The sequence below is a fragment of the Pectobacterium atrosepticum genome (assembly GCA_019056595.1).
Taxonomy (GTDB): domain Bacteria; phylum Pseudomonadota; class Gammaproteobacteria; order Enterobacterales; family Enterobacteriaceae; genus Pectobacterium; species Pectobacterium atrosepticum.
Genome location: CP036163.1, coordinates 1,373,019 through 1,386,995 on the forward strand (window position 1 = coordinate 1,373,019; position 13,977 = coordinate 1,386,995).

Annotated in this window: 13 protein-coding genes and 1 riboswitch; of the genes, 10 read left to right on the top strand and 3 right to left on the bottom strand. The window is 53.1% G+C overall.

Translation table 11 applies throughout. The features are described from left to right. Window positions 1–139 precede the first annotated feature (139 nt). The 8 genes from DCX48_06840 (at window position 140) to yegS (ending at window position 9,101) form a co-directional block, all read left to right on the top strand. A complete protein-coding gene (locus DCX48_06840) occupies window positions 140–1,540 on the top strand; it encodes an MFS transporter (GenBank protein QXE14253.1) in 1,401 nt (466 codons plus the stop codon). Window positions 1,541–1,547: 7 nt separating this feature from the next. Beyond that, entirely contained in the window at window positions 1,548–2,915 is a 1,368-nt protein-coding gene (baeS, locus tag DCX48_06845; protein ID QXE14254.1) for a two-component system sensor histidine kinase BaeS, read from the top strand. Window positions 2,916–2,948: 33 nt separating this feature from the next. After that, window positions 2,949–3,677: a two-component system response regulator BaeR gene (gene baeR, locus DCX48_06850; GenBank protein QXE14255.1), complete on the top strand. Its 729-nt coding sequence runs from the start codon at window positions 2,949–2,951 to the stop codon at window positions 3,675–3,677. 21 nt (window positions 3,678–3,698) lie between these two features. Then, window positions 3,699–4,352, top strand: a complete 654-nt coding sequence (gene vat, locus DCX48_06855) for a Vat family streptogramin A O-acetyltransferase (protein QXE14256.1) — start codon at window positions 3,699–3,701, stop codon at window positions 4,350–4,352. Between the two features lie 54 nt (window positions 4,353–4,406). Further along, window positions 4,407–4,958 (top strand): N-acetyltransferase, encoded by a 552-nt coding sequence (locus DCX48_06860; protein QXE14257.1) that lies wholly within the window; start codon window positions 4,407–4,409, stop codon window positions 4,956–4,958. Window positions 4,959–5,127: 169 nt separating this feature from the next. Then, window positions 5,128–6,087, top strand: coding sequence for a glutathione S-transferase family protein (locus DCX48_06865; protein ID QXE14258.1), 960 nt, complete (start codon window positions 5,128–5,130; stop codon window positions 6,085–6,087). A gap of 195 nt (window positions 6,088–6,282) precedes the next feature. Next, window positions 6,283–7,647, top strand: a complete 1,365-nt coding sequence (locus DCX48_06870) for a U32 family peptidase (protein QXE14259.1) — start codon at window positions 6,283–6,285, stop codon at window positions 7,645–7,647. 554 nt (window positions 7,648–8,201) lie between these two features. Next, window positions 8,202–9,101: a lipid kinase YegS gene (gene yegS / locus DCX48_06875; GenBank protein ID QXE14260.1), complete on the top strand. Its 900-nt coding sequence runs from the start codon at window positions 8,202–8,204 to the stop codon at window positions 9,099–9,101. 13 nt (window positions 9,102–9,114) lie between these two features. Here the strand turns inward: yegS and psiE are convergent, their stop codons facing one another. The 3 genes from psiE to DCX48_06890 form a co-directional block, all read right to left on the bottom strand. Continuing rightward, window positions 9,115–9,522 (bottom strand): phosphate-starvation-inducible protein PsiE, encoded by a 408-nt coding sequence (psiE, locus tag DCX48_06880; protein ID QXE14261.1) that lies wholly within the window; start codon window positions 9,520–9,522, stop codon window positions 9,115–9,117. A 199-nt stretch (window positions 9,523–9,721) separates the two neighbouring features. Then, complete coding sequence (gene thiD, locus DCX48_06885; protein ID QXE14262.1) at window positions 9,722–10,525, bottom strand: bifunctional hydroxymethylpyrimidine kinase/phosphomethylpyrimidine kinase; 804 nt, start codon at window positions 10,523–10,525, stop codon at window positions 9,722–9,724. Then, window positions 10,522–11,316, bottom strand: coding sequence for a hydroxyethylthiazole kinase (locus DCX48_06890; protein ID QXE14263.1), 795 nt, complete (start codon window positions 11,314–11,316; stop codon window positions 10,522–10,524). Before DCX48_06890 ends, thiD begins: the two co-directional genes overlap by 4 nt. 35 nt (window positions 11,317–11,351) lie before the next feature. Beyond that, window positions 11,352–11,448: riboswitch (TPP riboswitch) on the bottom strand. A 367-nt stretch (window positions 11,449–11,815) separates the two neighbouring features. Here DCX48_06890 and DCX48_06895 point away from each other — a divergent pair. Next, window positions 11,816–12,835, top strand: coding sequence for an NAD(P)-dependent alcohol dehydrogenase (locus DCX48_06895; GenBank protein QXE14264.1), 1,020 nt, complete (start codon window positions 11,816–11,818; stop codon window positions 12,833–12,835). Between the two features lie 153 nt (window positions 12,836–12,988). After that, complete coding sequence (locus DCX48_06900; protein QXE14265.1) at window positions 12,989–13,912, top strand: GGDEF domain-containing protein; 924 nt, start codon at window positions 12,989–12,991, stop codon at window positions 13,910–13,912. Window positions 13,913–13,977: the final 65 nt, after the last annotated feature.

Consider the following 13,977-nt stretch of genomic DNA (forward strand, 5'->3'; position numbering starts at 1 on the left):
ATAATTTACGCCAAGGGAAATGCTCAGCGCACGAAACCTCCCCTAAATAGCAGTATTCGTGATTTAAAAACACCATGCGCAATGTGAGGACACCACCGACTATGCCCAATGTATTCAACAATCCAGAGGGTCATGGAATATGACCCAACCGGCCTCTGTCCGCTGGCAGCTCTGGATTGTTGCCTTTGGCTTTTTTATGCAGACGCTGGATACCACCATCGTGAATACCGCGCTGCCTTCTATGGCCGCGAGTCTGAATGAAAGCCCGCTGCATATGCATTCGGTGATCGTTTCCTATGTGTTGACCGTGGCGGTGATGCTGCCCGCCAGCGGCTGGCTAGCCGATCGCATCGGCGTGAAGAACATCTTTTTCGCCGCGATTCTGCTGTTTACGCTAGGGTCGCTGCTGTGTGCCCGTTCGGAAACGCTGGATGAACTGCTGATTTCACGCGTGATTCAAGGCATTGGCGGCGCGATGATGGTGCCGGTAGGACGTCTGACGGTGATGAAGATCGTCCCACGCGATCAGTATATGGCGGCGATGACGTTCGTGACGCTGCCCGGCCAGATTGGCCCATTACTGGGGCCCGCGCTCGGCGGCTTTCTTGTGGAATATGCCAGTTGGCACTGGATTTTCCTTATCAATCTACCGGTTGGTATTATCGGCGCGCTGGCAACCTGGTTCCTGATGCCCAATTACACCATGCAAACTCAGCGCTTCGATATCAGCGGTTTCGTTTGGCTGGCTGTCGGCATGGCGACGCTGACGCTTGCGCTCGACGGTAACCGTAGTCTCGGCATTCCGCCGATTGCCATTTTCGCGCTGATTGCCATCGGGCTCATCGCGCTGTTGAGCTACTGGCTACACGCCCGTCGTAACGAACGAGCGCTGTTCAATCTACGTCTGTTCGACACCCATACCTTTTCTATCGGCCTGACCGGCGGGCTTTTGGCGCGTATCGGCAGCGGTATGCTACCGTTTATGACACCGCTGTTTTTGCAGTTAGGAATGGGGTTTTCCCCGTTCCATGCTGGGCTAATGATGGTGCCAATGGTACTTGGCAGCATGGGAATAAAACGCGTCGTGGTGCAGATCGTCAATCGGTTCGGCTACCGCCGTGTGCTGGTCGCGTCTACATTATTGCTGGCACTGGTCACCGCGCTATTCGCACTGGTCGCACTTATGCAATGGATTTGGATGATCCCAGTGGTTCTGTTCTTCCTCGGCACAGTGAACGCCATTCGCTTCTCCACCATGAACACGCTGACGCTGAAAGATCTGCCGGATCCCCTCGCCAGCGGCGGCAATAGTCTGCTGTCGATGACCATGCAGCTCTCCACCAGCCTGGGGGTTAGCATCGCGGGTATTCTGCTGGGCATATTTTCTCAACCGCATATCGCGGCAGAAAGTGGAGCAACCCATACGGTATTTCTCTACACCTATCTCAGTATGGTCGTCATCATCGCTCTGCCTGCGTTGATTTTTAATCGTGTTCCGCCGGACACCCTAAAACAGTCAACGCTAGCGCGTAAATCGTGAGGTCGTTATGAAATTCGGAATCACCGCCAAGCTGTTTCTCGCCATTTTCGCGACCTGCATGTTGGTACTGGTCACCATGCACTGGGGCGTACGCGTCAGCTTCGAGCGCGGCTTTATCGACTACATTAAGCGCGGTAACGAACAGCGGGTTACGCAACTGCGTGATGCACTGGCGGAGCAATATCAGCTGCACGGCGATTGGTCATTTCTGCGTAACAATGAGCGTCTGGTATTCAAAATGCTGCACTCCATGGATCAGAACAACGACACCGATAACAGCATGCAAGGGTGGCGAGTGCGTCTCTGGGTGCTAGATGCAAACAAACGCAAATTGTTCGGATCGCCGGCACCGATACCCAATGAAGGCACCTCGCAGCCCATTCAGGTACAGAATCAGACCGTCGGCTGGATTGTCGCTTCGCCCGTTGAACGCCTGACCCGCAATGCCGACATCAGTTTCGATCAACAGCAACAGCGCACCAGTTGGCTGATTGTCGCCCTCTCAATGCTGCTCGCTATCATTGCCACCTGGCTGACCGCTCGCGGCCTGCTCGCGCCCGTCAAACGGCTGGTCAGCGGCATGCACAGCTTGGCGTCGGGAGATTTCAGCACGCGGGTGACGGCAAGCTCGCACGACGAACTGGGCAGGCTGGCACAGGATTTCAACCAGCTTGCCAAGACGTTGGAAAAAAACGAGCAGTCCCGCCGCGCGTTTATGGCCGATGTATCCCACGAGCTTCGCACGCCGCTGGCGGTGCTGCGCGGCGAACTGGAAGCCTTGCAGGATGGCGTGCGCAAGCCCGACGCACATTCTCTGCACTCGCTCCAGTCGGAGGTCGCCACGCTCACCAAGCTGGTGGACGATCTGCATCAGCTCACGCTGTCCGATCGCGGCGCGCTGGCCTACCGCAAAACGTCTGTAGACGTCGTGCAAATCCTACACATTGCTATCGCCGCGTTTCATGAACGCTTCCAGAAAAAACAGATTATGCTCACCACCGATTTTCCGGCTCAGGCTGGCGTTTTTGGCGATCCAGACAGGCTAAGTCAGTTATTTAATAATTTGCTGGAAAATAGCCTGCGTTACACCGATGAACAGGGCCAGTTGGCTATTACCGTGGTTCAGCAGCATAAACGCTGGGCCATTATCTGGCAGGATAGCGCCCCCGGCGTCACCGACGAGCAGCTTACGCTGATTTTCGAGCGCTTTTACCGTGCAGAAAGTTCGCGCAACCGCGCCAGCGGCGGTTCCGGTCTGGGGCTGGCTATCTGCAATAATATCGTTGAGGCGCATAGCGGACGTCTGTATGCTGAACATTCGCCATTAGGGGGAGTGATGATTACCATTGAGCTTCCGTCGCACGTACCTGATTAAGCGCCACTCCTGAAACCGAAACTAAGCAGAGCTATGACAACCGCATCCGATTTCGCTATGGCGTCACCTATTCTGATCGTCGAAGATGAGCCCAAATTGGGGCAACTGCTGGTGGATTATCTTCAGGCCGCAGACTACGCCACACAATGGCTGCCTAACGGCAACGATGTCGTCGAGTGGGTACGGCAGCACTCCCCTTCACTCATTTTGCTGGATTTGATGTTGCCGGGCTGCGACGGTCTGACGCTCTGCCGCACCATCCGCCAGTTCTCCAACGTGCCCATTATCATGGTCACCGCCCGCATCGAAGAGATCGATCGCCTGCTGGGGCTGGAAATTGGTGCTGACGATTATATTTGTAAACCCTTCAGCCCGCGCGAAGTCGTCGTGCGTGTCAGAACGCTGCTACGCCGCTGTGGCTGGCAGAACGACGGCGTGAAAGCCGCAGAGAAAAGCGAAACGGCCCTGTTGATTGATAAAAGCGGCTTTCAGGCCAGCTATCTGGGGCAGAACCTCGACCTGACGCCAGCGGAGTTTCGTCTGCTCAAGACGCTCTCCACCGAACCGGGTAAGGTATTTTCCCGCGAAGCGCTGCTGGATAAGCTCTACGACGATTATCGCGTCGTGACCGATCGCACCATCGACAGCCACATCAAAAACCTGCGCCGCAAGCTGGAGCAGTTAGATGAAGAAACCTCATTTATCCGCACGGTGTATGGCATCGGCTATCGCTGGGAAGCCGCGCCCTGCAATGAGGTATAAAGCCCACCGTCTTATGATGTTATGGAGCCCATTTTGAACGGACCCGATCCTGATAACCGCTACCCCATGGCCGGTTTCCCCCAAGTGTGTTTTATCAAGAATATTGTCACCAACCCGAATATTGAGATTGGCGACTACACCTATTATGACGATCCCGATGGCGCGGAAAATTTCGAGCAAAATGTGCTCTATCACTATCCGTTTATCGGCGATAAATTAATCATCGGTAAGTTTTGTGCTATCGCTCGTGGCGCAAAATTTATCATGAACGGCGCTAATCATCGGCTTTCCGGCCTGTCGACTTACCCCTTTCAGATTTTTGGCAACGGCTGGGAGAAAGTGACACCTAAGCCAGAAGATTTACCTTATAAAGGCGACACCGTGATCGGCAATGATGTCTGGATTGGCTATGACGCGCTGATCATGCCCGGTGTCCACATCGGAAATGGTGCCATTATTGCTTCACGCGCCGTGGTCACTGCCGATGTGCCCGCGTATACGGTCGTCGGTGGCAATCCGGCAAAAATCCTGAAGCCGCGTTTTGCACCGGACGTCATCGAGGCTCTGGAAACACTGTGCTGGTGGAACTGGCCGATAGAAAAAATCACACGTCATCTGGAAACCATCGCTGCGGGTGATATTGCCGCACTGCAAGCCAGTCATCTGTCAAAGTAACCGTCTTTCATTGCACACCAATCCATTTCCCACGAAGAAGAGGCTTTCACGATAATGACTGCGCTATTTTCCGAAACCACCAAAATCCAGACGCCTCGCCTGCTGCTACGCCCGCTCTATCGTGATGATGCACCTGCGCTGTTCGTTTTTATGTCCGATCCGGTTGTCATGCGTTTCTGGAATCACCCACCTTGGCAACAGATCGAACAGGCCAATGACGCGATTGACGAATACTGGAGCGCGCTGTGTGCCGGGCTGTATATGAAACTGGGTCTGGAAGTCAAAGAGAGCGGCGAATTGATCGGCACCTGCGTGCTGTTCAACCTTGAGATTGAGTCTAAACGCGCAGAGATCGGCTACTGTCTGGCGGAGAGTGCGCAAGGGAAAGGCTATATGGCGGAGGCACTCTCTGCGCTGCGGGATTTTGCCTTTGAAACGGCGGGCCTCAGCCGGTTGGAAGCCGAAATCGATCCCCGCAACGTGGCCTCAGCCAAATCGCTGGAACGACTGGGGTTCACGCAGGAAGGGTTGTTAAAGCAGCGTTGGATCGTAGACGGCGAAGTGTCTGATTCTGCGCTCTACGGCCTGCTGGCGGCAGATCGCTAACCGCTACCTTCCCGTGCCAGTCAAAAATACTGTCCGACTTAATGAAAATTTTGTCATGTTCTCTTTTCCCACGGCTGTTACCATTTTAGACCTACAATAATGACAGGTATCCATCCGCACTCGATGCGGATCATAGGTCACCTGCAAAAAACAGGTAAGGGAAAAGCATATGTCAGGCTTAGTGAATGGCAAGTGGGTTAACGGCGATGTCGCGGCGGAAGAGATCAAAAACGGCGCGTTCCACCGCGAAGAAACCAAATTTCGGCAAACCGAGCTGGTACCAGAGGCCGGTCGTTACCAGCTTTTTGTTTCCTATCTCTGCCCGTGGGCATCACGCACGCTGATATTTCGCAAGCTGAAAGGACTGGAGAACATTATTTCGCTCTCGATTGCTAATCCGCGTATCGCAGATAACGGCTGGGAATTTGCAACGCCGCAGGATGCCGGTGAACATGCAGGCGAGATTCACTATCTGCACCAGTTGTACACCGCCAGCGTACCCGACTATACCGGAAAGGTGTCCGTGCCCGTGCTGTGGGACCGGGTGGAAGGCCGTATCGTGAACAACGAATCGGCGGATATCATCCGCATGCTGAACAGTGAATTTAACGACCTGACTGGCAACCACCTCGATTTCTACCCGTCGGAACTGCACAGCGAGATCGACCGCTGGAACGAAACCGTCTATCACAACGTCAATAACGGCGTGTATAAGACCGGGTTCGCCAAAACGCAGGAACACTATAACGATGCGGTCACCACACTCTTCACCACACTGGACGAACTAGACGATCATTTGGGCAGCCATCGTTACATACTGGGCGACACGCTGACCGAAGCCGACTGGCGCTTGTTTGTCACGCTGATACGTTTTGACGTGGCCTACCACGGCGCGTTCAAATGTAATCTTAAACGTATTGCCGACTACCCCAATCTGTCGAATTACCTGCGCGAACTGTATCAGTGGCCAGGCATTGCAGAGACGGTCAATATCGACCATATCAAAGCCGGTTATTACAGCATTGCGTGGCTGAATCCGACACAGATTGTGCCGGTTGGCCCACAGGTTGATTTATACCAGCCACACAACCGAGAAATCCTCGGTACATCGCGTATCGCCACGCGTTAATACGATGAGATCTGGCCTGATCCGTTTATGGCAGGCCATTCTTTATTTAGGTCAAAAAAATTGATTTACGTCAAACAATAGGCCCACTTTTCGTGTGTCGTCTACTGCAATTCCCCCCTATTAGCGCTAGAATCCTCCGCCTTTACTGTTCCCACCGTGGAGCAGCCTGACTTGTGATCAGAATCGAGAGATACCATGTTTAAACCGGAACTGCTTTCTCCGGCCGGTACGCTGAAAAATATGCGCTACGCCTTTGCCTATGGCGCGGACGCTATTTATGCCGGTCAACCTCGCTACAGCCTGCGCGTGCGCAATAACGAATTCAACCATCAGACGCTGGCGCAAGCCATTAACGAAGCGCACGAACTGGGCAAGAAATTCTATGTGGTCGTTAACATCGCACCACACAACGCCAAGCTAAAAACCTTCCTGCGTGACCTGCAACCCGTCATCGAAATGGGGCCGGATGCGCTGATCATGTCCGATCCGGGTTTGATCATGCTGGTGCGGGAAAACTTCCCACAGATAGATGTTCACCTTTCCGTTCAGGCCAACGCGGTCAACTGGGCGACAGTGAAATTCTGGCAGCAGATGGGGCTAACGCGTGTGATTCTGTCGCGCGAACTGTCGCTGGAAGAAATTGCGGAAATCCGCCAGAACGTCCCAGAGATGGAACTGGAGATTTTCGTTCACGGTGCGCTGTGCATGGCCTATTCTGGCCGCTGCCTGCTGTCCGGCTACATCAACAAACGCGATCCAAACCAAGGCACCTGCACCAATGCCTGCCGCTGGGAATATAAGGTTCAGGAAGGTAAAGTGGATGAGGTCGGGAACATCGTCCATCAGCACGAACCTATCGCGGTAAAAAATGTTGAACCTGCGTTGGGCATCGGCCAACCGACCGACAAAGTCTTTATGCTGGAAGAAAGTATGCGCCCCGGCGAGTACATGAGCGCATTTGAAGACGAACACGGCACCTACATCATGAACTCCCGCGATCTGCGTGCGATCCAACACGTTGAGCGCCTGACGCAAATGCAGGTCCATTCGCTGAAAATCGAAGGCCGCACCAAGTCATTCTATTATTGCGCTCGTACTGCACAGGTGTATCGCCGCGCCATCGACGATGCTGTCGCGGGTAAACCATTCGACCCGACATTGCTGGAAACGCTGGAAGGTCTGGCGCACCGTGGTTATACCGAAGGCTTCCTGCGTCGCCATGTGCATGAAGATTACCAGAACTACGACTACGGCTATTCCGTTTCCGATCGTCAGCAGTTTGTCGGTGAATTCACCGGCGTTCGTCGCGACGGGCTGGCAGAAGTCGAGGTGAAGAACAAGTTTTCCTGCGGCGACAGCGTGGAAATGATGACGCCAAACGGCAATATTCAATTCACCATCGAATCGATGCAGAATGTCAAAGGACAGCCGACCGAGGTTGCCCCAGGTAACGGCCATATCGTTTATCTGCCGGTGCCGGACGATGTCTCGCTGGACTATGCACTATTGCTGCGCAATCTACCGGGCGCCACCACCACGCGCAATCCTAACGCGGAATAAATTAGTCATACTGCCGGATGCACAACCATCCGGCGGTACACTTAGCAAAACGCCGCTTCCTTACGGTATGCCCCCCCACCATCGCCTTTTCTCTGTCACATATAAGCGCGCTAACAGCCAGCGGGTATCGTTACAAAGCTCAGGGTTTTTTAACGAATATTAGAAACAGATCACATCAATTCGCTAGCCTTGTGGTTAATATTGCGTCGCTGAGAAAACATAGAACAAAAAATAAGCGTAGTGATACTACTAGGAACCACCTCCTTGGCCAGCTCAATCTCCCTTGAGCTGGCTTTTCTTTTTCTGTCGATCACGTATTTCCCCACCGCAAACATACCCTAAATAATTCGAGCTTCAGGAAGGCGGCAAAAGAGGGAATCCCGATGAGCTTACTCAGGTAAGTGATTCGGGTGACGGAGCGCAGCCAACGCACATGCAACTTGAAGTATGACGGGTATATTCACCGATTCTTCTGATGTCTACATGCCGATTTAATGACTATGATTAACTGCAACGTTTCCGTATTAACAACATCGTAGCCAGAGAAAGACGACATGGAAAAAAATCCAATCACACTGCTGATTTTGAATGGGAAAAGTGCGGGTAATGACGAACTTCGCGAAGCCATCGGCGAGCTACGCAAGGATGGCTATACGCTACATGTCCGCGTAACCTGGGAATACGGCGATGCCAAACGCTATGTGGAAGAGGCTATCCAGCTCAAAGCCGATAACGTGATCGCGGCGGGTGGCGACGGCACCGTCAATGAAGTTGCCGCAGCGTTAGCCGTGCAGCCGGAAGCGGTTCGCCCATGTCTGGGAATTGTGCCGCTGGGCACAGCCAACGATTTCGCCACCAGCTGTCAGATTCCGATGGAGATGCACAATGCGTTGACGCTGGCGATCAAAGGCCGCGCCACGGCGATTGATATCGCTAAAGTGAACGACAGCCACTATTTCATCAATATGGCGACGGGCGGATTTGCCACGCGCATTACCACTGAAACACCCGCCAAGATGAAAGCCGCGCTGGGGAGTGCCTCTTACGTGCTACACGCGCTCTTTCGCATGGATATGCTGCAAGCCGAGCGCTGTGAGATTCACGGGCCGGATTTTCACTGGTCGGGCGATACACTGGTTATCGCGGTAGGGAATGGCCGTCAGGCAGGCGGCGGACAGCAGCTTTGCCCTGAGGCGCTGATCAACGATGGGCTGCTGGAACTGAGCGTGCTGTCGGCAACGGAGTTGCTGCCTAATATGCTTCAGGCCTGGTTTACCGGCAGCGAAAACCAGAACATGATTTCCGCGACCCTGCCTTGGCTGGAGATCACCGCCCCGGACGATATGACATTTAATTTGGACGGCGAGCCGCTCACCGCCAAACGCTTCCGCATTGAGGTGCTTCCCGCAGCGATTCACTGTCGGTTACCGCCCCAGTGTTCGCTGCTGGAATAGCGGCGCGTTTAGATTACTCTCGCTTCAGGCGATTACTGTTTGCCAGATACAGCGTCACTACCAGCAACAGGATCGCCGCGGAATACACCAGCGTATCCGACGGGCTTTTGTGATCGACAATAATCAGGCGAATGATGGCCGTAATGCCGATGTAGATAAAATAGCGCAGCGGGAAATGATAGCCAGACTGGAAATACTTCACGATCAGCGCAATAAACTCAAAATAAAGGAAATAGATCACGATGCCTTCTATCAGCTGATAGGAGGAATCTTTCTCGCTGGAGATCAACAACACCTTCGCCAGATGAAACGTTTCCTTAACTAAAAAAATCACCAGAATGGTTGCCAGCGCCAACAGGCCGATATTGAGTATCGTCTGAAGCGCCTTGGCAGCCATCGCACTGCGAGCAGAACCTGCCATATGTTATCCCCACACCCTATTTCATATTAACGCCAAGATTTCAGAGCAAAATAACCGGACACACTCGCACTGTCACGCCGAAATACGCTTAATTTAGTTTGAAATTACTGACAAAGATGTCGCGCAAAGTACAAGTCGATTTACTTATACCCGTCATACGTCAAACGATAGGAAAGCCGCAGCTCGAATTATTTAGGGCTCACCACCAGTGATGGAAGTGATGAACAGGGCCGATTCCGTGCCCGACCTCCAGCGTGTCGGCCTGCTGTAACGCCTGCTGTAAATACGCCTTCGCCACCTTAACCGTCTCGCCCCAGCTATCGTGACGTGGCCGCAGTGCCGCCAGCGCGGCAGAAAGCGTGCAGCCAGTGCCGTGCGTATGACGCGTATTCACGCGCGGGGAGCTAAAGCGCTGCGGTTCATCCTGTCGACTGAACAGCCAGTCCGGACTTTCCGCTTCACTAAGGTGACCGCCTTTCATCAACACCGCCTGACAACCCATCGCCAGCAGCGCTTCCCCCTGCTCACGCATTTCCCGCTCGTTAGCGGCGGGTGACGTATTCAGCAGCGCTGCGGCTTCCGGCAGGTTGGGCGTAATCAGAGAAACCAGCGGCAGCAGCTCACGACGGATCGATTCTACCGCCTCCGGCGCGAGTAGCGGATCGCCACTTTTCGCCAACATAACGGTGTCCAGCACCACGAAAGGCACGGCGTAATGGCGCAGGCGTTCAGCAACAGTTTCGACAATATCAGTCTGCGCCAGCATCCCAATCTTGGCGCTATCGATACGCACATCACTCAGCACGGAATCTAACTGCGCTGCGACAAAATCCGGTTCAATCCGGTAGACGGACTGCACGCCACGCGTATTTTGTGCCACCAGTGCGGTAATGACCGACGTGCCATAAGCGCCCAACGCGGAAAACGCTTTTAAATCCGCCTGAATACCCGCCCCACCGCTCGGATCGGTACCCGCAATCGTCAACGCATTGATACGCTTCATGCCAGCTCCTCCGCGCGTAGGGTATAGAGTCGATCGAGGAAATTAGGGATAAAACTTCCTGTGCCTTGTGACACTGAAGCCGCCTGCTGCCCCGCTAATGCCATGACATAGCATGCTGCCGCCACGTGGGATAAGCGGTCACCTTCCAGAGAAGAAAACCCCGCGACCACCGCCGACAGTGCGCAGCCCGTACCGACCACGCGCGTCATCATGCTATCGCCGCCGGTTACCGCGATATCACGCTCACCGTCCGTGACATAATCCACCGCGCCGGTCACCGCAACAATCGTCCCCACCTGCCGAGCTAACTCTCGCGCTGCAGGGAGTGCTACCAGTGAATCATCAGCACTATCCACGCCCCGTCCTTGTGCAGCTAACCCAGCAAGCACCATGATTTCAGACGCATTACCGCGAATCGCCGCTGGTTTCCATGTCAGCAATTCTCGGCAAAATTCAGTACGAAAGGTTAAACCGCCTACGGCAACCGGATCGAGCACCCACGGCGTACCCGCCTGATGTGCGCTGTTTACGGCCGCACGCATCGCTTCAGCGCGCGTACGCTCTAGCGTCCCGACATTAATCAGCAGCGCATCCGCCACCGCGCTGAACTGCGCAGCTTCTTCAGGATCGACTACCATTGCAGGCGACGCATTCAGTGCCAACAGCACATTAGCAGTAAAAGATTGCACCACATCGTTGGTCAAGCAGTGCACCAGCGGAGCAGCAGAACGAAATTGGGTAAGTGATGTTGCTGCCTGAGCGGCAGAAAAGTCGGCGGGTTGCGTGTTCATAGGTCTCCCAACCGGCGTGGAAGAAGGCGGCAACCGGTGGGATACCGTGACTTCCCTACGCTGGCATTATCCAGATCAGGTGGTACGGGTATTTCTCAGCCTTCACAAAGAAGGGCACCCCGAGTCATGTACTTAGAGCCATCCCAGTAGGCGTTATTGGTGCAGCCAGTTTGGACGCGGACAGCGCGCAGAAACCGGAGCGTACACGTAGTACGTGAGGATTATTCGCTACACTCACCCTTCGGGCCGCCCCAAGGGGCGTTCAAACGCAATTGCGTTTGTGCGAGCACTGCCCAGGTTCAAAATGGCAAACGAAATAGCCCTAATGGGATAGGATCTTACGCTTTGCAGCATAAGTAAGTGCCCCCCGTAAAGCAAGCGCTAGCCCGCTCTACTCCGGCGTTGACACAAAATGAAAAACCACAGGCACGTTGTGACATAGAGAAAAACGTCATAACCCTTTAGACTGGTTAATCAAACCCATACTGAGGAAATTGTGATGACGATAATCAAGAGTTATGCCGCACCGGAAGCAGGCGCAGCGCTGGAGTTGTATGAGTTTGATGCGGGTGAACTGCAGGCGGAAGATGTCGAAGTCGTGGTTGATTACTGCGGCGTGTGCCATTCCGATCTCTCGATGATCGATAACGAATGGGGAATGTCGAGCTATCCGCTGGTTGCCGGGCATGAAGTAATTGGTCGTGTGCACGCGTTGGGTGACGCGGCGAAGAACAAAGGATTAAAGATTGGTCAGCGCGTCGGCATTGGCTGGACGGCACGCAGCTGTGGGCACTGCGATGCCTGTATCAGCGGCAGCCAAACCAACTGTCAGCAAGGCAGCGTGCCAACGATTCTGAACAAAGGCGGTTTTGCCGATAAGATCCGAGCGAACTGGCAATGGGCTATCCCGCTTCCTGATTCCATTGATATCGAATCGGCGGGTCCGCTACTGTGCGGCGGCATCACCGTCTTCAAACCGCTGTTAATGCACCATGTCACTGCGACCAGCCGCGTCGGCGTGATCGGTATCGGCGGTCTGGGGCATATTGCGATTAAGCTCCTGCATGCGATGGGCTGTGAGGTCACGGCGTTCAGCTCAAACCCGTCCAAAGAGCAGGAAGTGTTGGCGATGGGTGCCGATAAAGTCGTCAACAGTCGCGATCCGCAGGCGCTGACCGCACTGGCAGGCCAGTTCGATCTGATCATCAACACCGTGAGCGTCGATCTGGAATGGCAACCCTACTTCAACGCGCTCGCCTACAACGGGAAGTTCCATACCGTCGGCGCAGTAATGAAGCCATTTAGCGTTCCAGCCTTTACGCTCATCGCGGGCGACCGCAGCGTTTCTGGTTCTTCTACTGGCTCACCGCATGAGCTGCGTTCTCTGATGAAGCTCTCCGCACGTGCCAACGTGAAGCCACAGACGGAACTGTTCCCAATGTCGAAAATCAACGATGCTATCCAGCACGTACGTGACGGCAAAGCCCGTTATCGCGTTGTACTGAAAGCTGATTTTTAATCGGTAAAGACGCCTGAGCGATCGGGCGTCTGCTTTTTGCACATGAGTCAGATTAACGTCATTCTCTTGGCAACACCGCTCGGCACCACGCTACTGAATGTATTCAACAGGTTTCATGATAGGATTGAAAGGTGATACAAGAGGAGATCCGCAATGCCTTTTAAAGAGTATGACCATGATTTTATCGATAAAAATAAGAAGGCGTCCTCGTCAGTAAGGCTTGCCCTTTTATTGTCTGTGTTAATCATTATATTTAATCTCCTGTTCTTCAAGCACCGCGACTTTCAGGAGCAGTTGCACAATAATCCAGGGTCTTATACCGATTTGATTGCACTGGTTTTTCTTTTTTTTATTTTGTCGTGTACCAGTAAAATATCACTTAACCATACCTCAGCTTTATCTATTCGACTCGGACTACATGTCTGGATATGCTCAGCCACGTTTGACTTCATGGATGAGTTTATCTATCAGCCCAAACTAGTTGGGTATTATGTTGAGGATATGCTGAGAATTATTGGTATGTTTGGCGTCGGATTCGGTGTCTATACCCTGATACAGCAAATCAATAATAAGTATGTTGAAGCCAGAATACAGTCATTCAGCGATGAACTCACGCAGCTCCCTAACCGCCGGTTTTTTATTAATGAATTAAAAAAACCCGAAGCGAAAACGCCCTATTTATTTATTATCGACATCGATAATTTCAAAGTCATCAATGACAAATATGGGCATACGAAAGGTGATGAAATATTAAGTAAGTTCGGCCATATCCTTTCCCGTTTTGATAACAGTGAAGTGGTCGCAACCCGAATAGGTGGCGAAGAATTCGCGATTATTTTGTATGCCGGGACACAGGATCGGGCAGAGAAGCTGGCAAGAGAAGTATTAAAAAATGCGAACAAAATCATTATTAAAAATATGCATCATCTTTCTGTCAGCATTGGGGCGGGTAAAAAGCAACCTCAGGAACCCACAGAACACTTTATGAAACGCGTGGATGTTGCACTTTACCAAGCCAAAAATACCGGTAAAGGCAAAGTGGAATGGGCTCTGGAGCCGAAAGAAAAAACGCAGTAACTCAACGCAACCTCATCCGATAACACGGCCGCACGGACGCGCCCCCTCCCTTAATCATCATAAAA

Excerpts from the sequence above, each read along its gene's own strand:
- DCX48_06840 (QXE14253.1), top strand. The coding sequence starts at position 140 with ATGACCCAACCGGCCTCTGTCCGCTGGCAGCTCTGGATTGTTGCCTTT.
- baeS (QXE14254.1), top strand. The coding sequence starts at position 1,548 with ATGAAATTCGGAATCACCGCCAAGCTGTTTCTCGCCATTTTCGCGACC.
- DCX48_06900 (QXE14265.1), top strand. The coding sequence starts at position 12,989 with ATGCCTTTTAAAGAGTATGACCATGATTTTATCGATAAAAATAAGAAG.
- psiE (QXE14261.1), bottom strand. The coding sequence starts at position 9,522 with ATGGCAGGTTCTGCTCGCAGTGCGATGGCTGCCAAGGCGCTTCAGACG.
- DCX48_06895 (QXE14264.1), top strand. The coding sequence starts at position 11,816 with ATGACGATAATCAAGAGTTATGCCGCACCGGAAGCAGGCGCAGCGCTG.
- vat (QXE14256.1), top strand. The coding sequence starts at position 3,699 with ATGGAGCCCATTTTGAACGGACCCGATCCTGATAACCGCTACCCCATG.
- baeR (QXE14255.1), top strand. The coding sequence starts at position 2,949 with ATGACAACCGCATCCGATTTCGCTATGGCGTCACCTATTCTGATCGTC.
- DCX48_06890 (QXE14263.1), bottom strand. The coding sequence starts at position 11,316 with ATGAACACGCAACCCGCCGACTTTTCTGCCGCTCAGGCAGCAACATCA.
- DCX48_06860 (QXE14257.1), top strand. The coding sequence starts at position 4,407 with ATGACTGCGCTATTTTCCGAAACCACCAAAATCCAGACGCCTCGCCTG.
- thiD (QXE14262.1), bottom strand. The coding sequence starts at position 10,525 with ATGAAGCGTATCAATGCGTTGACGATTGCGGGTACCGATCCGAGCGGT.
- yegS (QXE14260.1), top strand. The coding sequence starts at position 8,202 with ATGGAAAAAAATCCAATCACACTGCTGATTTTGAATGGGAAAAGTGCG.
- DCX48_06870 (QXE14259.1), top strand. The coding sequence starts at position 6,283 with ATGTTTAAACCGGAACTGCTTTCTCCGGCCGGTACGCTGAAAAATATG.
- DCX48_06865 (QXE14258.1), top strand. The coding sequence starts at position 5,128 with ATGTCAGGCTTAGTGAATGGCAAGTGGGTTAACGGCGATGTCGCGGCG.